A 22,978-nucleotide genomic window follows, 5' to 3' on the forward strand; every position below is an offset into this window, starting at 1 on the left:
TTTTATAAAACTTTGAAATATTAAATGAATTTTGATATAATTTAAGTAATTATAAAAAAGCATTGGAGATTTAGCATGTTTTTAGATGAAAGACTAGAAAAAATACTGGAAATTTTAAAAAATGAGAAAAAAGTAAAAGTTACTGACTTAGCCAAGAAATTCAATGTTTCAGAAGTTATTATAAGGAAAAATCTGAAAAGATTGGAACAAGAAGGCAAGCTCAAAAGAACTCATGGAGGAGCAATTCTGCTACAGGAATTAGTTCACACAAGTACCCTTGAGGAAAGAATTATTAATAGAACAACAAATAAGGAAATTATTGCCAGAAAAATCATTGACAATATTACAGATGGGGAAACTGTATTTTTTGATATTACAAGTATAAATTACATCGCCGCCGAATATCTTGCAAATTCCTCAAAGGAAATGACCTTAATAACGAATATGCCCAGCATTACTACTCATTTTAATAAAAATTCAAAAATAGATATTATTATGATTGGTGGGGAGTATAATAAGGAAATCGGTGGAAATGTGGGGATCGAAGCGATTGATTACATAAAAAAATACAATGTTGACAAATCTTTCATCGGAAGTGCCGGAATCGATCTGGAAGCTGGAAAAGTAATGAATTTTGAAGCAAACGATGGAAATACAAAAAAAGAAATAATGAATATCTCCAAAAAGATTTTTCTTGCAACTGAATACCGAAAATTAGGAATTTTGGGAAATTATAAATTTAGTAATTTATCAAATTTTGATGTGTTTATTTGTGAAAAAGACAAAAAAGATTTTTTAGAAAATTACAAAAAATCATTTAATGAATTTGAAGTAAAAATTTTATAATTTATACTAAGCTCCATTGTATCTAGCTTAGAACCTCTATATACTATAAATTTTTATATATTAAAAAAGCCAAACTTGATAATCTGGCTTTTTTTAATATTTTCAAAATCTTTTCTGCAAATAATCAGTCATTTTTCTTACCAACTTATCATCTGTTTCCAAAATTTCAAACTCATCAAATTCTTTTAATCCCATATTTACATTCTGTTTTCTATATTTCATTTTACTTTGCTTAATTTTTTTTGCAGAAAAATGAAAATTAACTGCACCTGTAAAATCCGCTATTTCCTCAATATTTTCAATATTTAGTCCTGCCCCAACAAGTATTCTCGTTTTTTCATTATTCTTATTTGAAAGATCAACCAGTTCTTTTAGCAATTTTTTACCTTTTAGGCAATTTTGTGCCTGTCCAGATGTTAATATATTCTGAATTTTTAGTTCCTGCAGCTGATGAAATGCTTTTATTGGATTTTTACACACATCAAATGCCCTATGAAATGTTATTGGAATATTCTGAGCCTCATCTATAAATTTCTTCATATTATCCACATCAATCTCTCCATCTTTAGTTAAAACTCCTACAACTATTCCATTAACTCCCGCTTCTCTAAATATTTTTATTTCATTCCTTATAATATTTATATCATAGTCTGAATACAAAAAATCTCCAAATCTAGGACGTATTAATACATTTATTGGAATATCTACATTTTTTTTCACTTCTTTAAATAAACTTTTGGTAGGAGTAGTTCCCCCTATTATTAAGTTGCTGCAAAGTTCTAGTCTTGTTGCTCCACCTCTTTGGGCATTTATCGCTGATTTCACACTGTCTACACATATTTCAAGAGTATATTTTTTCATTTTTTCCATCTCCCTAAATAAATTTAATAGTTTGACTATTCTGCTCAAATTACAAGTTTTAATTTTAACAGTCCAATATATGAAAAAACATTAGAAAATACAGTTTATCAGTACTTCTAATGTCTATCCCATTATTATATTTTTTATAATCCTGCTCCAAATTCAAATCCTTTTCCAGAATATTTAAACTGTGCATTTTTTTCAGGGAATGGTGTTATTCCAAATTTAAGAGATACTACTGGATAATAGCCTAGCTTTTTGTTATTTGGCTTATCCCATTTCATTCCTGCTCCAATTTCCCATTCGATATTTTCAAAACGGTGGCTTAAAGTTGCCATTCCCAATGTCAGCTTATTAACTTTCTTAGCATACCACGAACTTTCATAGATTTCAGGATCAGAAGCTTTTTGTGCTCCATTCTGAACATATTGAAGTTTTCCACCAACCCACCAAGGCTTGTCAGGATCTCTTGAAAACATATATTTTCCTTCAAGTTCATGCTTTCTGAAATCAAATGTGCTGTTACGTGTCGGATTATTTCTATATATTCTATCAGGTCTTTCCATTATAAAGGCATATCTGATAAACATTTTTTCCAAATATCCAGCCTCAATCTTGAAGGATAAGTCATTAACTTTGTCAAATCCTTTCATTCCACTTGGATTAGCCGCATCAGATCCATCTATTTGCATGTCCATTCCAATTTGGAAATATTTTTTATGGCTTCTTAAATTCTGTAATTTTGTATTGAAATCATTCAGGCTGAACTTGTTTTGACGATAATTTTCCTCTTCGACATAACTTTTATATGCTTCCTCTTCTTCTCTGCTAAGAAAAAGTCTGTCGTCGCTATTGACAACTATTTTATCAATTGAAGATTTGTTGGCATTATTAATAGAAAATTCTTGAGTATTTGAATTTTTTACTAAGTTTATGTCCTTAATATGATTTTCAGATTCTATAATTTTATTTTCCTTTGTCTTTTCTTTTTTTTCTATATCTACTGCAAACTTCGGTTGAGCATTATTTTCATATCTGTACAGAAATCCTATTGTCGTATAGTCATTTCCACGAATATATCTATCATCAATAATATTTACCGGGGTATTATTCAAGTCTCTATATATCTTTTTACCAAATCCAAAATTTATCCTAAAATAATGATCTGATTCAAATTTTTTATTCTTCATCTTTGATGTATCATAAACAAATCCCAATCTATGATAATTTGTCTTCAATTTTAGTGCAGGATAACCAAAATTTGGATTATCTCCATAAATATCGTTTGCTTTGTTTACGAGATTTGTATATTCAAATCCCCATTCATTGTAGTTTATCCCAAATGTTCTTTCCTTCATGGATTCCTTGTAAACTTTCTGATTCCATCCAAGACTTGTGTTATGAGGGAATAATTGTTTATTCTTTTCTTCAAAACGATAAAGAAAGTTATCTCCTGCATCTGAAAGATACCCATATTGAATCTCTCTATTAAAATCCCTTATAGCCTTGAAGTTTTCAAATTCATATTCTTCATTATTAGCAAAATCAAAGCTTACAAATCTTTTATTTGCAATATCAGCCTTGAAGTAATTTCTGACATATCTATTTTTTAACCAGTTATCCTTAAAATGCCTATCATCTCTCATTGTCAAGTTATAATTAAACGTTACATTTCCTATATGATAATTGAAGTCATTTCTAAGTCCTAATGCGTTTGTAGGCACTTCTACAACATCAAATCCATTGTATGTTGCACTTCCTGCTGTTGTTTTCTGAAATGTAACAGTCGCATCATTTGTAACTTTTACGTCATATTTATTATTTTTCTTTGATGTATTGTCAAAAAATGTTGTAAATAGACGTGTATCCAGCGTAAAGATTCTTATTGAAGGACTTTGTCTTATGATTTCTCCGCTCGAATCCCTCGCTACCCTGTATCCTGTCTGAGAATCTAGATCCTCCACTTTCCGTCCATTAACAAATTCAGGTACCCCTAAGCTACTATAATCCCTGTTCTCAAATGCCATATTATATCCAATATATGAATTCTTAAACGGAATATCAATCCTATCATTCCCCACATTAAACTTTTGAAGCCTGTATTTTTCATAGATAATTTTCTTTGGACGGCGAATTGTTTCATTGTCTTGATAAACTTTGTATATTCTGCTCTCATCAGTAGTTAACGGATTCAAGAATAAAGTGTTGTAATTTTCGTTATCTCTAGTATAGTCATACTCGTATTCTTTTTTTCTTATATCAACTTTCTTTACTTGTACCCCAAAATACAAAGTATTTGTCAGATTCTGATATCTTGTTCTTGGCTGATAGCCAAAAAAATCACTTTCTCTGAATGGATAGTAATTTCCAAAAGTTAGTCCCCACTCTTCTCTTTTGTCATACGCGACATTCTGAACCCAGTGAATCGTTTTATCATCACCACGATCACGCATTCCAAGTAACTCTCCATATTCGTCCTTGTCAGAATCAAAATAATCAAATTTTATTTTCGGTCCTCTAAAATCAATTTCATAGTTACGTTTTTTTCTATATGAATTTAAATCTCCCACATATCCTGGGTTAATATCCCGAAAATCTTCATTATCAACTGTTATCGCAACATTATTGTTTCCATTTGTATATTTTATACTTTTATATAAATCAACATCTGTTCTACGCGGATCTAAATTGTCAGCATCCATAATTTGATCATTTATTTCGGTCAACGCTTTAAGCGCATGCTTGTCCTGCGTCCAGTAATATTTCGCATTCAATTCCCCATTCTGCCCGAGCTCCTGATTGATATTCAGATTCCAGAATCCAATTTGTTTGTACTTATCTACAAATTCAGTATAGTCATCCTTCAGATCGTTTCCATTAACAGCATACATCAAGTTTGTTGTAATATTTTGATAGTTTAAATCCCATATTCCGTATCCTACGTCATAAAATTTCCTGTCTTCTTTTTCTTTTTTAGGAGTATTTTTTACCTTGTGATTCCATTTAAAATCCCATTCCTTATGATGATTTCCAATTGGAACAACGAATCTGTTTATAAATATATTTCCTGAATTATTTCCCCAAAAGGCATAGTCGTTTGAAAATTTTATTGCCAATTTCTGCTTCGTACTTAGCTCAAAGTCCACAAATCCCTGTGCAAGCGGACCTAAATCATAATCAAATCCCATTATTCCAAAAAAGCCCCTATCACTGTCCATTCCAATATATGGAAATAATGTTGCTCTTTGAGTAGAAGGTTTTAGGGACGTCACATAATATGGTAGCTTAAGCCATGTCTTTCCTCCTGCGAAGATTCCAATATTTCTCGCAATAGCCTTTCTGTTGGGATATATTTCCAGCTCTTCTGCATTTATCTTGTAACTTGGATTTTCGTATGGACTCGTTGTAAACCATCCATTTTTTATAAAAACTGCCTTATTTCCCTCAGCTAGAGTCTCCTCGCCACCATAACGTAATTTTAGCTTAGCATCATAACTTTCTGAATTAAATATCTTAGCTAATTTTGTATCCATATCAAAAATAAGGTTATCAGCTTTTATAATTTGAGAACCTTGAGTAAATTCAACATTTCCAGATCCTGAGAGAATATTTTTGTTAGCAATCTTTTTCAGTCTATCTGCATTTATTGTAAAATCTCCATATTTTACGGTAACATTACCTTCGGTATTTATTTCTTCTGTTTCCAGATTTATTGTAGATTTTTGTGTTTCCAGTTCTATTACTTCTCCTGCAGCATCCAGTCTTCCGAGAAGTATTATACAAAACAGCAAAATAAACAATCTTTTATATCTCATTTTTTTCATTTTTTCAACAACCTTTTATATTTAATTATTGCTTGCTAAATTATATCACACTTTTATTCTTATAACAATTTATTTTAGGAAAGTATCACATCCATTAGTTTTTTAGTAATTTTAAACAAAACTACTCACTAAATACAAAAGTTATGATTGTTTTGCAAAGCTTTAAATACATGTAATTAAATAATCCAAAAATCAAAATCTTCGCTTATCTTGTCATATTTCTTGTCTTTACCTAATATATCTGCAAATTCCTTGAAATCTTCCCCTTTTTTTCTCAAATATTCTTCATTTCCAACAACTTCTTCTATTTTTTCCGAAATTCCGTGCCATGCTTTGTAAATATTAGGCATTATTTTAAGTCCTTCTTCCGTTATTTTTGTAAATGAATTCTTTCCAGATTTTTTTCTTTCTACATATCCTTTTGAAACAAGCTTGTCAACAAATCTTGTAACTGTTGAAGGTGCTATGGCAAGTGCTTCTGAAATTTGATTTACTGTAAGTCCATTTTCCTCTTCTTTCAAAATAATCATAAGAAAGCCATGTGTTGGATAAATATCCAATTTTTCGAATGATTCTTCCGCTATTTTGTTTACCATTCTAAACATTTTTGAAATTGTAAAATAAATACATTTTTGAATTTCCATCTTTCCATTGTTAATCATAAACATAATCACATCCTTATTTTTACTTTTTTATTTGTTTTTTTCCATATATTTTTCCCAATAGAATAGCCATGTCAATTTAACTATGATATACACAGGAATAGCAATGAATGCTCCCCCGATCCCAAATAACGCTCCTCCAATAAGAACTACCAAAAGTGTCGTAATTGGGTGCATTTTTACAGATTTTCCTGTCAGCCAGGGTTTTACTATATTCGCCTCTATTGTCTGAACAATCGTAATTAGTACTACTATCAGAATTACCAGCTTAAACGACTTTGTAAAAGCATACAATATTGCTGGAATAAGCCCAATAAACGGTCCAATAAACGGTATTACATTTCCAAACCCTACAATTATCGAAAAAAGCATACTATAATCCATTTTTAGAAAGTAAAATATAACAAATGACACAACTCCGACTATCATACTGTCAAGTGCCGTTACAAGAATGTATTTTCCAATAGTTTCATCCATATGCTTTATAAGGACTATCATGTCCTCCCTGTTCATATTACGTAAAATTCGTTTTACCCCATTTTCAATATTATCATAGCTGAAAATCAGCATTATAGTAAAAATAGGCGTCATAAATAATAAACTAAATGTACTGCTTATCAACGAAAAGCTTGAGCTTACAACTGTTATGGCATTAGATACAATTGCATCCTTAGAACTCATAAGCGAACTTCGTAAATCAATATTATTGCTTTCAAGAAAACCAAAAAAGTTGTTTTGCAGTTTTTCCTGATTTTTTAATAAAAAGTCTATAAGACTTGATATTTGTTTTGTAATTATTGGCACAATCGTCAAAACTATATAAAGAAAAACTATAAAAAATACTGATAATACTATTAAAATCGCAGTAGTTCGATTTAACTTGTATTTTTCTTTTTTATTTTTACTGGAAAGTTCATTGAACAATTTCATTTTTTTACTTCTTTCTTCATTGTCCACACCCATTTTTTCAATTTTTTCGAGCTCATCCAGTTTACTATTCTTTATAAAATTTTCATTTTTATCTTTTTTACTAATCATATCAATAAAAGGCATTAGACAGTACACTATTACAAACGACAAAATAAAGGGAAAAATGGTACTTGTAACCATTCGTATTGATTTTGCAAAATTATCATAAACCTTAAAAAACAATAAAAGTGCCCAAAGTGATAAAACCACAACAATTAGTACATTTCTTAGTTTTAATAATTTTTCTTCATCATAAAACTTCATTTGTTCTTCCTTTCTATTCGTTAATATTTATCCAAAGGACTTGTCACTTTTCTTATTAAACACAATATCAATCGGACACCCTTCAAATCCAAAATATTCTCTTAATTTATTCTCAATATATCTTTGATAAGAAAAATGTATTAATTCTGGATTGTTCGCAAAAAATGCAAATTTTGGCGGTGCCTGACTTACCTGTGTCGCATAATTTATTTTTACTGCCCGCCCTTTTCTTGTAGGTACTGGATTCTGTGCTATCATTTCTGCCAAGATCTGATTCAATAGTCCAGTTGATATCTTTTTATGGTATTCTTCATTGATAAATTTAGCCTGTTCTAGTATATTCAACGTCCTTTTCCCAGTCAATGCCGAAATTGTAACAATTGGAGCATAATCTAAAAATGCTAAGTCTGCTTTTATCAAAGCCGTAAATTCCTTCACACTGTTGTTATCCTTTTCAATCAAATCCCATTTGTTTACTGCAATAATAATCGGCTTTCTCTCCTCATAGATCATCCCTGCAATTCTTTTATCCTGATCTGTCAAAAGTTCTGTTGCATCTAGCATCAACACACACACATCTGCCCTTTTTATAGCTTTTATTGCACGTAACACACTGTAATATTCAATGTCATCTTCCACTTTGGATTTTCTACGGATTCCCGCTGTATCAATTAATGTATAAGTTTCTCCGTTATATCTCAAACTCGAGTCAATCGAATCTCTAGTCGTTCCGGCAATATCACTTACAATCGAACGTTCTTCATTTAAAAGCTTATTTACAAGTGAAGATTTTCCAGCATTTGGTCTTCCAAGAATTGCAATATTAAGTCCTTCTTCTGTCCTTTTTATTTTCTTATTCTCAAATTTATTAATTACAGCATCAAGCAAATCTCCCAAATTAGTCTTATGCTCCCCAGAAATTCCAATAACTTCTTCAAATCCTAGTCCATAAAATTCAAAAATATTTTCCTGGTCACGCATATAATTGTCAATCTTGTTTACAGCTACAACAACCTTTTTATCCTGCCTTCTAAGCACAGTTGCCACATCCTCGTCAAGCCCAGTAATCCCAGCTTTTCCATCTACCAGAAATATAATTACATCCGCCTCGTCAATTGCAACCTGTGCCTGCTGCTTAATTTTCCCCATCATAAAGTCTTCTGTACGTGGCTCAAGCCCTCCAGTATCTACCAAGATGAACTCTTTTCCGCTCCACTCCATCTCACGATAAAGCCTGTCTCTAGTAACTCCTGGCTCATCCTTCACGATAGACAGCCTGTCACCTACCAGCTTATTAAATAACGTTGATTTCCCCACATTAGGTCTACCAACAATCGCTACTGTATGTTTCATATTTTCCTCCAATTTTCTATTTATTTTTTCCCTTTAAATTATTAATTCAATTTTATTTAATTTTCCTAACTTTTATCAATCTCCTCTCAAATATATTCAAATAATTTTAGAAAAATTTGAATATACAATATATTTTATCATATTTTTTGTATTTTTATTAGTCTTTTTAGCTAAAATCCTTTAAAACTTATAAAAAATCACAGCTAACTTAATAACTGTGATTTTTACATTAAAAATATTTAGCCCAATATATAGCCCTTAAATAAAAGTCCTACGACAACTCCTAGTACACTTCCCCAAAATACTTCTATTGGAGTATGTCCCAGCAACTCCTTAAATTTTTCATTGATTATTTCTATTCCTTCGTGATGTTCAATTGCTTCTATAAGTGTATTCAAAGCTTTCGCATGTTTTCCAGCTTGCTGACGTACTCCTGTCGCATCATACAGGACAATTCCAGCAAATACCATGGAAATTGCAAATTCAATGGAATTAAGTCCCTTTAGTAAAGATACACCTGTTACAAGAGAAACAACTGTTGAAGCATGAGAACTCGGCATACCACCAGTCTGGATAAGCCTTGTCCATTGTGGTTTCTGTCCCTTGAACACAGGAAAAAAAACTTTATAGAACTGTGCCGAAAAGCATGAAATCGCCGCAACATCAAGAAGCCTATTTCCAAACAGTATTCCTCCACTCATTTATTTTTTCCTCTCTGTTTTCTTTCTATTTTTTAGTCTTATTTTTTTTAAACTCATTAAATTCAGGAGTAACTTTTGCATCCTTTTTATTTTTAGGCTTAAAAAATATCAGTACTTTTCCTATTTTATCTACAAAAACTGATTTTGTTTTCTGAGCAATTTCATCTCCCATTTCCCTGTCAAATTCAATCGATGAATTTTGCAATATTTTTACTTTTATCAATTCTCTTTTTTTCACAACTTCTGCAATTGACTTTAGTACATTTTCATCAATTCCATCCTTTCCAATTCTTACAATTGGATCCAAGTTATGTGCCAATTTCTTTAAAAAAGCTCTCTCTTTACTTGAAAGCTGTATCATTCTAAACCTCCATTATAATTGGTAAAATAATAGGCTCTCTATCTGTTTCTTTATTTAGGAACTCTCCTATTTTCGCTCTTATTCTCTGTTTAATCTTACCAATCTCTTTTATTCCTTCATTTTCCATGCTGCTAAGTTCCATCTTAATCAGCTCTTTTGTTTCTGATAATAAGCTTTCTGCATCTTTATTATACACAAAACCACGTGTTACAAGCTCAACTTGTTTATTAAACTTACCATTTCTATATTGAGAAATCGAAATAATAACTATTCCGTCATCTGCCAGATTTTGTCTATCTTTCAACACAGCATTCCCAATATCCCCAATTCCAAATCCATCGATAAATGTTGCACCACTAGGTACTTTTCCTGCTGTTCTGAATTTAGTTTTCGACAATTCCAGTTTTGCTCCATTCTCTGATAAAATAACATTTTTTTCAGGTACTCCTACTGCAACTGCCAATTCCTTATGTTTTTTTATCATTGCATATTCTCCATGTACAGGAAGGAAAAATTTAGGTTTTACTAGATTTAACATAAGTTTCTGTTCTTCCTGGCATCCATGTCCTGATACGTGTATTCCAATTCCTTTTTCAAATACAACATCTGCATTACGTTTCATAAGCTGATTTATATTTTTTGTTGCCGCTTTTTCATTTCCAGGAATAGGCGTTGCCGAAATTACAACTGTATCCCCTTCCCTTAGTGAAATATATTTGTGCGTTCCATTTGCAATTCTTGAAAGCGCAGCAAGAGGCTCCCCTTGTGTTCCAGTACACAAAATAAGCACTCTGTCAGCTGGATAAGTTTCAACTTTATCAATATCAATCATTATATCTTTCGGTATTTTTAAATATCCAAGATTTGAACAGATTTCAAAGATTTTTACCATGCTTCTTCCGTCGATTGCAATTTTTCTTCCATGTTTTAATGCAATATTTACGATTTGCTGTAATCTATGCACATGTGAAGCAAATGCAGCTAAAATAATTCTTCCATCAGCCTTTGCAAATTCATCTTTCAAGCTTTCCCCAACTGTTCTTTCTGATGGTGTAAATCCAGGAATTTGTGCATTTGTACTATCTGATAGCAATAAATCTACACCTTCTTCACCTAACTGAGCCAATCTTCCAAAATCAAATCCTTCTCCATCAACGGGCGTTAAGTCTACCTTAAAATCTCCAGAATGTAAAATTGTTGCTGCCGGAGTCTTTATACAAATTGCATAACAGTCTGCAATACTGTGTGTTACACTTATAAATTCAACTGTAAAATATTTTGAGACTTTTAAGATTGTTCTCCCACTAATTACTTTTTCTTTCGGTAATTTTGCATCTTTTTTCTCAAATTTTGCTTTTGCAAGAGCAAGTGTTAATCTTCCACCATACATCGGTATATTTTCTGTCCCTAATTTTTGGTAAAAATAAGGGATTGCTCCTATATGATCTTCATGTCCATGTGTCAAAAGTAAGCCTTTTATTTTGTGTCTGTTTGATTCTAGATATGAAAAATCTGGAATTATGACATCTATCCCCAAATGCTCATCTTCTGGAAAAGTGAGCCCTGCATCCACTACAATAATTTCATCTTTATATTGAAAAGCTGTCATATTTTTTCCAACTTCCTCAATACCTCCAAGTGGAATTACATACATCTTTTCTTCTTTTCCATCCACTTCCTTGTCTATATGTCTATTCCTGTCGTTTACTCTTGGAATATAACGTATTTCATTTTTTTCATCTAAATGTCTTCGATTCGTGCTTTTTCTTCTAAATCTTTTCATTCCAGATTTTATTTTATTAATCTCTTCTTTTTTAGAAAAGTTTCTTTTAAAAGTTTGACTTCCGAACTCATTTTTTTCTTTTTCTGACATTTAGTAAACACCTCCTTATTTTTATTTTATCTTTTTACCAAATTTTTATTATTTGCTTGCTGTTTTTTCTTTTCTTCTTCTTGCTTTTTCTGCATTTCTGCTTGAGCTTTTTTTATAACGTATTTATCTCTGTATTTCAATATAAATTTAAGAGCCATGTTTCCAGAAGCTACTCCTCCATATCCTCCACCTTCAACTATTGATACAAATACAATTTCTGGATTGTCTGACGGAAAATACCCTGCTATCCACGAATGATGATCCTTAAATCCTGAATTCTGTGCTGTACCCGTTTTTGCAGAAACTGGATATCCTTCAATTTTTAATAGCTTTACAGTTCCTCCATAACCACTTACAGGTAGTTTTAAGGCATTTTGCAATAATTTTAGATTTTTTGCACTTACATTCAACTTTCTTTGAATTTTTGGCATATTATTTTCAACTTTTCCAGTATAGCTTACAAATCTATCAATAAGTGTGGGTTTTAGCTGAACTCCATTATTTGCAATTGCCTGATATGCTGAAGCTATCTGTATTGGCGTAACTAGAACATATCCTTGCCCAATTGACATGTTTATCAAATCTCCCGGCAGCCATTTTTGATCCTGTTTTTTCTTAAATCTATTTTTCTTCCATTCAGGACTCGGTAAAGTACCGACCATTTCTCCAGGAATATCAATCCCTGTTTTAGCTCCTATTCCAAATTCCTTTGCATATTTTACGATATTTTTTACTCCAGCCTTTTGAGAAAATACATAATAATACGTATTTACAGATTGCTCAATAGATTTTGCAAAATTAGTAACTCCATTTCCTGATTTATGTGAATCTCTAAAAATAAGATTTCCATATCTGTACTGTCCTGTCGAAGTTACAGTTTCAGTTGGAGAAATTCCAGATTCCAGTATTCCCATCCCAGTAATCGCCTTGAAAGTTGATCCTGGTGGATAAAGTCCTGCGATACCTTTATTTACAAGAGGTTTTGCCTTTGAATTTACAAGTTCATTCCATTGATTGTCAGGTATTCTTGAACTTAAAAGATTTAGACTGATTTCTGGATTACTTACAAATGCAATAATTTTCCCAGTTTTAGCTTCCATTGCGATAAATGCTCCACTTTTTCCTTCAAAAGCTTCTGTCATATATTTCTGAAGCTCCATGTCAATAGAAAGATAAATATTTTTTCCTGCAACGCTCTCACTTGTTTCCACTTGTCTTATAACATTTCCTTTAGCATCAACTTCTACATTTTCTTTCCCGTCCTGCCCCTTCATTTCTTTGTCATAAGAACGTTCCACACCTTTTTTACCAATTAGGTCGCTATTTCTGTAGCCATCCTTTTTCAGCTGCTCGTATTCCTTTTCACTAATTGGTTTTACATATCCAATAACATGTGAAGCAAGTGAATCTTCTGGATAAAATCTTTTATTATATTCAACAATATCAATTCTGTCATTATCAATCTTTTCAATTGCTCTTAATGCCACTTGCTTATCCAAATCTTCAATAACAAGTATCTTTTTATCCGTTCCCATTCTCTGCTGCTTAAAGAATCTATCTATTAAATAATCTACTGGATAAGCTGTTAGCTGGCTTATCTTGTTTATATCAAATATTGTCTCTCTAATACGTTTAGCAACTGCAGGACGTTCGCTAGAAAGTCTTGCATCAATTTCTTGTACTGTTTTCATATTCTTCACTTCATTTAGAAGTGCCAAATCTTTTGGTTCCAGAGTATGAGTATGTGAATGTATCAGTTGGTAACCTGTGGTATTTTTGGCAAGAAGTTTTCCTTCCCTATCATAGATTTCTCCACGTGTTGCTTTTATTATATTTGTTCTAATTCTATTTTGTAACGCTTGTTCTGCATATTGTGAAGCATTTAATATCTGCAATGAAAACAGTTGTATCACCATAATTAAAAAAACTATTCCCACAAGAATGAGAAAGGCGACAAACCGTATGCTTTTTTCTTCTTTATCTAATTCTCTCATAATTTTCCTCTTCATATTTTATTGCATTTTTTCCTCAATTAAACACCTTAAAATACACCATTTAAATAAGACTGTGCCTATTCCCCAACATTTTCATCAATTTCAATATTTTTATCATTTACCCCATTGTAAAAATCATCCAATCTGTAATATTCTCTTGCATCCTTACTAAATACGCTAATAATCAAATCCCCAGCATCAATTAAAACCCAGTTTGCCTCATCAAGTCCTTCCACACTTTTCACATTCTCAAGGCTTTTCTTTATATCAGTTGCTATTGCCTCAATATTTCTAGAAGAACTCCCAGTACATAAAATTGAATAATCAAAAAACGGAGATTTCCCTCTCATATCATATACCTTTATATCCTGTGCTTTCTTATCTTCCATAATATTAATTATCTCTTGAACTTCTTTTTCATAATTATTACTTATTTCACTCATTCTAAAAATTTCCTTTCTTTATTATATTATTTTTATTTATTAAATCTATTTCAATTTTTTATTTTAAAATTTTTTAATTCATCAAAATTTCACAAAAAAATTATTACGATACCACTACTAAGGTATATTATATTATATATTTGACTAATTTTCAATTTATTTCTCAATTTTTAGAAAAATAAAAAATTATATATAAAAATTGGCAATAATACCACACACCACAATTGCCGCAGTTTCTGCTCTTAAAATACGTTTTCCTAGGCTAATTTCTATTGCCTTGTTTTCTTTTAAAAAATTAACTTCCTCTTGGGTAATCCCACCTTCTGGACCAATTATGTATAAAATATTTTTATCTTCTTTTTTTATTATTTCTGACAAAGGTTTTGATTCATCGCTATTTTCATAAGCAAAGATTATTTTATCGTATTTAGAATATTCGATTTCTACAAGTTTTTTCACAGGCGTAATTTCAGTAAATTTTATTCCTCTGCACTGTTTTAGTGTTTCCCTTACAACTACGTCCCATTTTTCTTTTTTTTCATTAATTTTTACAACAACTCGTTCTGTCTTTAAAGGAATTATCTTATTTACACCGATTTCCGTCAGTTTCTGTATTGCCAGATTCATTTTATCATTTTTCAAAATTCCCATTGCAACATCAATATTTACATTTAAAGAGTAGCTGTCTTCTTTTTTTTCCGATATTTTTACAGCAACTTCCTTTTTTGAGATTTCAATAATTTTTGTAAAATATTCATATTCACCATTAATTATCCGTAATTCATCGCCTATATTTAGACGATAAACATTTTGGATATGATTGCAGTCTGATTTATCTTTTATCAGAATCTTTCCATTATTTTCATCAATATTTTCTTTTTCCGCTATTACTGTCAACAACAGTTTTTCACCTCATTTTTTTTACTTTTTATCATATTTTAACCCTATCTACATAAAAATTTTAAAGATTTGAGCAGGCAAAAATAATCATAATTTTTAAGTCTTGTTTCAAAATAATATTATCACATTTTATTCTTTTTCACTAAATATTTTTTCAATTCCTAAATGCTTATAGCCAAATTCGGTTACAACTCTACCACGTGGTGTTCTTTTTATAAACCCTATTTTTACCAAATATGGCTCATAAACTTCTTCTATCGTTCGTCTGTCTTCCCCAAGTAAAAGTGACAATGTTTCAATTCCAACAGGCCCTCCATTATACACATTTATAATTGAAAGCAGGATATTTCTATCTAATTCATCAAGTCCGTTATCGTCTACTCCCAAAAGCCTCAAAATACCATCAACGCTTTCTTTTTCCAAAACACCCGAACCTTCCACCAATGCAAAGTCTCTTGCTCTTTTTAAAAGCCTGTTTGCAATTCTAGGAGTTCCTCGGCTTCTTTTGGCGATTTCCGTAATTCCTTCTTCATCATACGAAATATTAAGAATATTTGCTCCTCTTCGTATAATTTCTTTCAATTCTTCTAATTGATAGTACTCCATTCTATGAGTAACTCCAAATCTGTCTCTAAGCGGTGTACTTAACTGTCCCGCCCTTGTTGTCGCACCGATTAGCGTAAATTGTGACAATTCTACACGAATACTTCTTGCAGACGGCCCTTTCCCGATAAGAATATCCAGTTCCCCATCTTCCATTGCAGGATACAAAATTTCCTCTACCGATGTATTCAATCTATGAATCTCATCAATAAACAAAATATCATTTTCCTCCAAAGAAGTCAAAATAGCCGCTAAATCTCCCGCTTTCTCCAGTACAGGCCCTGTCGTTATCTTCAAGTTCACTCCCATTTCTGTGGCAATAACTCCTGCAAGCGTAGTTTTTCCCAATCCTGGAGGCCCATACAATAAAATATGATCAAGCGATTCATTCCTCATTTTAGCAGCTTTTATAAATATATTCATTTTTTCTTTCAAATCTTGCTGGCCAATATATTCCTTAAAAGTTTTTGGCCGTAAACTTCTTTGAATATTGTCCTCCCCTAATTCCTTTGGTTCCAATATTCTTTCCTCATTCATTCCTTCTCCTCAATATTTTTCTTTTATTCATCTAAACTTTCTCTATTTCATAAATTAATTCTTTAAATACTCTAGTTTAGTTATTTTTATTTAAATTTTATAAAAAGAATTCTTGTTAATAGATATTTTTTCTATATTTTACATGTTATTTCTTTTCTAAATTACAAGGATATATCCTTTTTTTCACAATAATGATTAATTTAATACGATTAACTAGTTATAACCTAATACTAATGACAAAAGTTCCACGAACTCTCCCTGCTTCTCGAATTTTAATCTTATAACAAAAATTTTTATGATTATTAAAATAATAAATTTATCTATTGAATCTTTATCAAAATAATTGTTATGATTAAACATAAAGTGTCGTGATTTTTTGGAAATAAAAATTACTGTTTGAGCGAAGCGAGTTTAATTTTTATTTTCAGAAAATGCTTAGACGAGCCGGGATTGCAAAGGGGATGGCGACTGTTCCCCTTTGCTTTATAAAAAAGAAATAATAAAAAAATCATAGAAAAAACATTTATTAACCAAAATACTCTAAAATAAAATTTTAAAATATTCTTTATATCTGTTTTAATAATAACATTATAAAAAACTGAAATAATGCAATTATTCCTCCTAATACCCCACCGATAATCTCAATATGTTTCAATTCATTTTTAGACACAGACAAAATAATTTTTTCCATTTCTTCTAATGAAAAATTTTTCATTTTTTCAAGCATAATTTCTTTAAAATTTATTTTGTCTTCTGCGATTTTTATTATTTCTTCCACTATTTCCTCTTTATTTTCCAAAATGGACTTTTTAAAGTATGATTTTATTTTTTCAATTAACGAATCATTTAAAAACATCTTTAATAGCGGATTTTTTTCTAACACACTATTTTTAAGCTTTTCTCCTATGACTTTATCAAGCAGTTTATCTAAAACATCATCATTAATAATATTGCTATCTTTTAACTTTGCTGTAATATGCTCTACTGAAATTAGTTCTTTTTCAATTGTTTCAGCGAGATTTTCTGATATTCTGTCCCTATTTTTAGGGATTAGTCCCTGTATTTTAAAAAACAGCAGGTTTACTTCCTTATAAGGTCTAAATAACAATTTTATTGCCAGATAATTCGTAAACCATCCTATAAGAGTTCCAACAAAAACCATTATAGCCAGCTGTATTAATAAATTTCCCAATTTTTCCTCCATATTTATAACTATGAATAATTTTACAGTAATTTATTTAAAATTGATATCAAAAGTTATAATTTTTATTCAAACTATAGATTTTCTCAATTTTATTAATTTATTTTTTAAAGTTAAAATTAACCAACTATTGCTTTTCCATATTCCTTGCATTTCTCAATTTTTTCATCGTCATCAACAGCCAGATGAATTATAAGACCATCATTTACAGTAGAAAATCCTTCATTTATCATTTCTTCACGCCAAGTTTCCATCCAACCACCTTGTCCCCAGTCATAAGAGCCGAAAAGCCCAACTGTTTTCCCGATAATCTGTTCTTTTATCCCTTCAAAGAATTCAACCATTTCTGGTGCAATTTCTTCTGCACCGACAGCAGGCGATCCAAATGCTACAAAATCAGCATTGATTGCACTTTCGTCAGCTTCTTCTACATTTATCAATTTTACATCAGCTCCAGCATTTTCTGCTCCTTCACCAATGTATTTTGCCATATCTGCAGTATTTCCAGTACCTGTGTAATAAATTATATTTAATGTTGCCATTGTTTTCCTTTCTTTGATTGTAAATTATTGTAAAGCCAAACCCTGAAGTTTGGCTATCTGTATTTTTATTTTGTTAATCTATAAGTATCTCTTGCAATTACAAGCTCTTCTGCTGTTTCAATCTTGTAAATTTTAACTAATGAATTTTTTGTTGATAACTCTACATTTCCTGGTAATCTTTGTGCATTTTTTTCTTCATCAAGTTCGATTCCAAAGTATGAAAGCGATTCACATATATGTTTTTTCACTCCAACTGAATTTTCTCCAATTCCACCAGTAAAGGCAATTGCATCAACACCATTCATTGCTGCAACATAAGCTCCAATATAAAGTTGTATTCTATAGCAGAACATTTCATAAGCCAATTGAGCCTTTTCATTTCCGTTTCTTCTTGCTGTATCTAAATCACGAAAATCTGAACTTTCTCCAAATATTCCTAAAATCCCAGACTGTTTATTCATTCTATTGTTCATTTCATCCAAAGAGAGTTCTCTTTTTCTCATAACATAAATAACAGAGGCTGGATCTACATCTCCTGTTCTTGTTCCCATCATAACTCCTGCAAGCGGTGTCATTCCCATTGATGTATCTACGACTTTACCATTTTGAACTGCTGAAATGCTTGCTCCATTTCCAAGGTGACAAACTATAATTTTAGAATCTTCTTTTCCTAACATTTCTCTTGCCACTTCACTTACATATCTGTGAGAAGTCCCATGAAATCCATATTTTCTAACTTTCAAGTCAGTATAGTCTTCATAAGGATATGGATACATATACGCTTTTCCTGGCATTGTTTGATGGAAAGCCGTGTCAAATACAACCACGTTCTTTTTACCGGGAAGCAATTTTTGGACAACTTTTATTCCCATTATATGTGCTGGATTATGTAAAGGTGCAAGCGGTGCTATTTCCTCAAGGTTTTTTATAACTTCGTCATCTACAATTACAGATTTTTCATAGTATTCTCCACCGTGGACAATTCTATGTCCTATTGAATCTATTTCATCCACGCTTGAAATTACCCCTATTTTCTCATCTTGAAGCGTTTTTAGAATCAATTCTACCGCAACTGTATGGTTTTCCATCGGAACTTCCATTTTATCAATTTTTTCTCCAGTAAGCAGATTTTTATAACTGAAAATAGGATTTGCAATTCCTATTCTTTCACAATTTCCTTTAGCTAATGACTGCTCATTTGTCATGTCAATAAGTTCAAATTTTGCTGATGAACTCCCACAATTTATTACCAAAATTTTCATAAATTTCCCTCCAAATTTTTTGTTTGTATTTTTATTTATGTTTTACATTTCTGATTCAACAGCAGTAATTGCAACAACTTCTACAATATCTTCCACGCTACATCCTCTTGAAAGATCGTGAACTGGACGTGCCAATCCTTGAATTAAAGGCCCTAATGCTTTTGCCTTAGCCAATCTCTGTGTTAATTTATAACCGATATTTCCTGAATCTAAGTCAGGGAAAATCAATACATTTGCCTGTCCTGCCACTTTTGATCCAGGTGCTTTTGCAGCAGCCACTTCTGGCACAATCGCAGCATCAAGCTGTAATTCTCCATCAAAGTCAAAATCAACATTTCTAACTTTTAAAATTTCGATAGCTTCTCTAACTTTGCTTACAGACACTCCGTCTGCACTCCCTTTTGTAGAAAATGACAGAAATGCCACTTTAGGTTCTTTTATTCCAGCAGTAAATCTAGCTTTTTCTGCTGCAGAAATAGCAATATCAGCAAGCTGCATAGCAGTAGGACTAGGTATTACCCCACCATCTGAATACACAAGAGTACCATTATCTCCAAACTCAAGCGTATCTGTTATCATAATGAACGAACTTGATACTGTCTTTAGCCCTTCCTTTGGTCCAATTATGTGAATTGCCGCTCTTAGGACATGAGCTGTTGGCGAAGATGAACCTGCTACCATTCCATCCACTCTTCCTTGATGTACAAGCATTGCCGCAAAATATCTTGGATCCGACATAAGTGTTGCTTTTGCAGTTTCTAACGTCATACCTTTTTTTTCTCTTCTTTTTCTCAAAAGTTCTGACATAGCATCAATTGTTGCACACGAATCAGGATTATAGAAAATCGCTCCTTCCAATGAAACTCCCAGTTCAGCCGCTTTTTCCTTTAACTTTTTCTCATCTCCAACCAGTGCTATTTTTGCAATTCCTTCATTAATGATTTTTTCTGTCGCCCGCAAAACTCTTTCATCTTCTGTTTCAGGTAAAATGATTGTCTTGTTCAGTTTTTTTGCTTTTTCTTTTAATTCATTTGCTAATGTGTTCATAATTTCCTCTCCTTTTCAATTTTCTTTTTTTTATTAATCAAACATAGCTTCAACAAATTCCTTTGTATCAAATTCCCGCAAATCCTCTATTCCTTCTCCGACACCTATAAATTTAATCGGTTTTTTCAGCTCTTCTGTAATTGGGAAAATAATCCCTCCTTTTGCTGTTCCGTCAAATTTTGTCAAGATAATTCCTGTCAAATCTACGATTTCATTAAATATTCTAGCCTGTTCCAATCCATTCTGCCCAGTTGTGCTATCAATCACAAGCAAAGTTTCAAAGTCCGTTTCTCCAGACTGTTCACGTATAATTTTGTTTATTTTTTCAAGCTCCTTCATCAAATCACGTTTATTGTGGAGTCTTCCAGCTGTATCCAGTATCGCCACATCAAATCCACGATTTTTAGCAGTTTTTACTGTATCAAAAATTACAGCCGCAGGATCGCTCCCATGTGCCTGTTTTACAACTTCCACTCCAGTCCGTTTTCCCCATTCCTCAACTTGCTCAATCGCAGCGGCTCTAAATGTATCTCCAGCCCCAATGATAACCTTTTTCCCGCTATCCTTCAATTTTTTTGCAATTTTACCAATGGAAGTAGTCTTCCCAACACCATTTACTCCAACAACCAAAAGGATATTAAGTTTTCCATCCTGTAATTTTAATTTTGTGCTGCTTTCATCATTGTAAATAAGTTTTGCTTTAAGCAATTCCTTTAGTTCATCGTAAATTTGCTCCGACGTTTTCAGTTTTTTTCGTGAAACTGATTTTTCCAGCTCCTCCACAAGCTGCATTGTCATATTCATTCCAATATCTGACTGAATAAGCAACTCTTCCAGCTCCTCGTACAAATCGTCATCTATCGCTTTACCCAAAAGCATTTCCTTCAGTTTTCCAAAAAATCCTTTTTTTGGAGTTGCCAGCCTATCTTTTAAAGGCTTTAATTTAAGTTTGCTTTTTGTTTTTTCATCTGATGTTTCTTCTATTTTTTCTATTTTTGTACCTTCATTTTTTTCTTTTCCAATTTCAAAGCTTTTTTCATTATTTTCAGTTTTTTTAACATTTTTCCCTAAGATTTCTTCAGCTGTTTCTTTTATTTCCTTTTCAGTTTCAGCCTTAATTTTATCTATTTCACTTTGACTATCCTCAATTTCTTTTTCTATTTGGTTTTCCAAAGTGTCCTTCTGTTCTTCATCTTTTTTCTTTTTTCCAAATTTAAAAAAATTTTTCAGCATTATTTTTTATCCCTTTCCGCTTGTGATTTTTCCAGATAATCTGGTTTCAGATTAAAAATATCAGTCTTTCTTATCACACCAGCATTTTCCAAATTTTTATCTAAAAGCATCTGCACAAATGTCATCGTATTAATTGCTAAATTCTTATCTTCAAATATTTTTACACAATTTCCCAATTTATCCAATATTTTAGCCTTATAATTAAAAACTGCATCTCCAATTAGATAAACTTTTTTATTATTTTCCTTATTTTCTATTATTTCCTCAATTACATTGTCAAGTTTTGCAACTTCATAATTTTTTATTAATTTCAATTTATTTTCACTTAAAGTTTCATAACCCGCACAATAAATCTTTTCCTTTCGTGAATCAATCATAGAATATATTTTCACATCTTCATCATTTCTCAAACTTATTTTCAAATTATAATACCCTTGAAATCCAAGTGCATCCAACTCATTCACCTCATAAAAATTCACATTTCGTCCAAAAAAAAGACCCTTTACAACTGAAATTGCTATTCTAACACCCGTAAATGAACCAGGTCCTATCGAAACAATTACATTTTCAATTTCATCTAGCTTTTTCCCTGTCCATTTCAAAAGGCTGTCAATCTGCTCCAAAATCGTAGTAGAATGTGTTTTTGCCATTTCCACATGTATTTCCCCCAGCAGTTTATCTTTTTCATAAAGCGACAATCCAGCCAGCTTAGTTGTAGTCGTTATCGCAAATATCAACATATTTTTCTCCATTTTTCAATTTTCTTCACTTTTACAATAAAACTTCTTTAAAATCAAATCCAATAATTAATATTCCGCTCAAAAACTAATTTCACTTAATCCAGTAATCAATTTAGTATAAAATCCAAATATTAAAAACTAAATTATTCTATTTCAAAATCTATTTTTTTATCATTTTTAAGTGTATAAACAGAAACTTCACGAGCCGTATCAGAATAATGATTTATCTCAACAAACACCGCATCCTCAGGCATTTCATCCAAAATCTTGTCCGCCCACTCAATAATCACAACACTCCCATCTTCCCCAATATAATCCTCAAACCCAATCTCATAAATCTCCTCAGAATCATTAATCCTATACACATCAAAATGATACACAGGCATATCTCCAGAACTATACTCAATAACATAAGTAAATGTTGGACTTTTCACATTCTCTGTAACATTGTAACATTCACAAATCTTCTTAGTAAACGTAGTCTTCCCCGCTCCCAAATCTCCAATAAGTCCTAGACAGCCTCCATTTTTTAATTTTTCTGCTAAATTTTTGGCTAATTTATCTATCTCATTAAATGTTAATATCTTATTTTTCATAATTTTTCTCATTTCTAAATATCAATTAAATTCTATTTTTATACTAAAGTCCATTTAAATAACGAATTTATTAAAAACTTTTCTAATTAAAGGATACAAACCTAATATTTTCAAATAATTAAAATATAATTTTCATTTTTTTTATATAGTCTAATTTAGCTAATCT

Annotated in this window: 20 protein-coding genes; 1 reads left to right on the forward strand and 19 read right to left on the reverse strand. The window is 31.4% G+C overall.

Translation table 11 applies throughout. From position 1 onward, the window contains the following. The first annotated feature begins 75 nt into the window (after positions 1-75). The gene (locus AB8B23_RS10370) at positions 76-846 is read left to right on the forward strand and encodes a DeoR/GlpR family DNA-binding transcription regulator (RefSeq protein WP_369712674.1); all 771 of its coding nucleotides are present in this window, start codon (positions 76-78) and stop codon (positions 844-846) included. Between the two features lie 102 nt (positions 847-948). On the opposite strand, the gene AB8B23_RS10375 is transcribed toward AB8B23_RS10370, so the two are convergent. The 19 genes from AB8B23_RS10375 to tsaE form a co-directional block, all read right to left on the reverse strand. Beyond that, positions 949-1,707, reverse strand: a complete 759-nt coding sequence (locus AB8B23_RS10375) for a copper homeostasis protein CutC (RefSeq protein ID WP_369712675.1) — start codon at positions 1,705-1,707, stop codon at positions 949-951. A gap of 143 nt (positions 1,708-1,850) precedes the next feature. Continuing rightward, on the reverse strand, positions 1,851-5,531 hold the full coding sequence (locus tag AB8B23_RS10380) for an LPS-assembly protein LptD (RefSeq protein ID WP_369712676.1): 3,681 nt from the start codon (positions 5,529-5,531) through the stop codon (positions 1,851-1,853). Between the two features lie 176 nt (positions 5,532-5,707). Beyond that, positions 5,708-6,193: a MarR family winged helix-turn-helix transcriptional regulator gene (locus tag AB8B23_RS10385; RefSeq protein ID WP_039901114.1), complete on the reverse strand. Its 486-nt coding sequence runs from the start codon at positions 6,191-6,193 to the stop codon at positions 5,708-5,710. Between the two features lie 30 nt (positions 6,194-6,223). Then, complete coding sequence (locus tag AB8B23_RS10390; RefSeq protein WP_369712677.1) at positions 6,224-7,426, reverse strand: AI-2E family transporter; 1,203 nt, start codon at positions 7,424-7,426, stop codon at positions 6,224-6,226. 27 nt (positions 7,427-7,453) lie between these two features. Next, a complete protein-coding gene (der, locus tag AB8B23_RS10395) occupies positions 7,454-8,779 on the reverse strand; it encodes a ribosome biogenesis GTPase Der (RefSeq protein ID WP_369712678.1) in 1,326 nt (441 codons plus the stop codon). A gap of 239 nt (positions 8,780-9,018) precedes the next feature. Continuing rightward, positions 9,019-9,480: a divergent PAP2 family protein gene (locus AB8B23_RS10400; RefSeq protein ID WP_369712679.1), complete on the reverse strand. Its 462-nt coding sequence runs from the start codon at positions 9,478-9,480 to the stop codon at positions 9,019-9,021. 25 nt (positions 9,481-9,505) lie between these two features. Continuing rightward, entirely contained in the window at positions 9,506-9,841 is a 336-nt protein-coding gene (yhbY, locus tag AB8B23_RS10405) for a ribosome assembly RNA-binding protein YhbY (RefSeq protein WP_369712680.1), read from the reverse strand. A 1-nt stretch (position 9,842) separates the two neighbouring features. Continuing rightward, the gene (locus AB8B23_RS10410; protein ID WP_369712681.1) at positions 9,843-11,714 is read right to left on the reverse strand and encodes a ribonuclease J; all 1,872 of its coding nucleotides are present in this window, start codon (positions 11,712-11,714) and stop codon (positions 9,843-9,845) included. 26 nt (positions 11,715-11,740) lie between these two features. After that, a complete protein-coding gene (gene mrdA / locus AB8B23_RS10415) occupies positions 11,741-13,708 on the reverse strand; it encodes a penicillin-binding protein 2 (protein WP_369712682.1) in 1,968 nt (655 codons plus the stop codon). 77 nt (positions 13,709-13,785) lie between these two features. Further along, a complete protein-coding gene (gene rsfS, locus AB8B23_RS10420; protein ID WP_369712683.1) occupies positions 13,786-14,151 on the reverse strand; it encodes a ribosome silencing factor in 366 nt (121 codons plus the stop codon). 186 nt (positions 14,152-14,337) lie between these two features. Next, positions 14,338-15,051: an RsmE family RNA methyltransferase gene (locus AB8B23_RS10425; protein ID WP_369712684.1), complete on the reverse strand. Its 714-nt coding sequence runs from the start codon at positions 15,049-15,051 to the stop codon at positions 14,338-14,340. Positions 15,052-15,180: 129 nt separating this feature from the next. Further along, positions 15,181-16,191 (reverse strand): Holliday junction branch migration DNA helicase RuvB, encoded by a 1,011-nt coding sequence (ruvB, locus tag AB8B23_RS10430; RefSeq protein ID WP_369712685.1) that lies wholly within the window; start codon positions 16,189-16,191, stop codon positions 15,181-15,183. Between the two features lie 565 nt (positions 16,192-16,756). Further along, the gene (locus tag AB8B23_RS10435; RefSeq protein WP_039901100.1) at positions 16,757-17,383 is read right to left on the reverse strand and encodes a DUF445 domain-containing protein; all 627 of its coding nucleotides are present in this window, start codon (positions 17,381-17,383) and stop codon (positions 16,757-16,759) included. A gap of 128 nt (positions 17,384-17,511) precedes the next feature. Next, positions 17,512-17,934, reverse strand: coding sequence for a flavodoxin (locus AB8B23_RS10440; protein ID WP_369712686.1), 423 nt, complete (start codon positions 17,932-17,934; stop codon positions 17,512-17,514). A gap of 65 nt (positions 17,935-17,999) precedes the next feature. Further along, complete coding sequence (locus AB8B23_RS10445) at positions 18,000-19,196, reverse strand: acetate/propionate family kinase (protein WP_369712687.1); 1,197 nt, start codon at positions 19,194-19,196, stop codon at positions 18,000-18,002. A gap of 42 nt (positions 19,197-19,238) precedes the next feature. Next, positions 19,239-20,243, reverse strand: coding sequence for a phosphate acetyltransferase (gene pta / locus AB8B23_RS10450; protein ID WP_369712688.1), 1,005 nt, complete (start codon positions 20,241-20,243; stop codon positions 19,239-19,241). 33 nt (positions 20,244-20,276) lie between these two features. Continuing rightward, positions 20,277-21,476, reverse strand: a complete 1,200-nt coding sequence (ftsY, locus tag AB8B23_RS10455) for a signal recognition particle-docking protein FtsY (RefSeq protein ID WP_369712689.1) — start codon at positions 21,474-21,476, stop codon at positions 20,277-20,279. Further along, positions 21,476-22,228 (reverse strand): tRNA (adenosine(37)-N6)-threonylcarbamoyltransferase complex dimerization subunit type 1 TsaB, encoded by a 753-nt coding sequence (tsaB, locus tag AB8B23_RS10460; RefSeq protein WP_369712690.1) that lies wholly within the window; start codon positions 22,226-22,228, stop codon positions 21,476-21,478. Before tsaB ends, ftsY begins: the two co-directional genes overlap by 1 nt. A 131-nt stretch (positions 22,229-22,359) precedes the next feature. Continuing rightward, positions 22,360-22,812: a tRNA (adenosine(37)-N6)-threonylcarbamoyltransferase complex ATPase subunit type 1 TsaE gene (gene tsaE / locus AB8B23_RS10465; RefSeq protein ID WP_369712691.1), complete on the reverse strand. Its 453-nt coding sequence runs from the start codon at positions 22,810-22,812 to the stop codon at positions 22,360-22,362. Between the last annotated feature and the right edge of the window lie 166 nt (positions 22,813-22,978).

The sequence above is a fragment of the Leptotrichia sp. HSP-342 genome, assembly GCF_041199995.1.
In the GTDB taxonomy this organism is placed as follows: Bacteria; Fusobacteriota; Fusobacteriia; order Fusobacteriales; family Leptotrichiaceae; genus Leptotrichia; species Leptotrichia mesophila.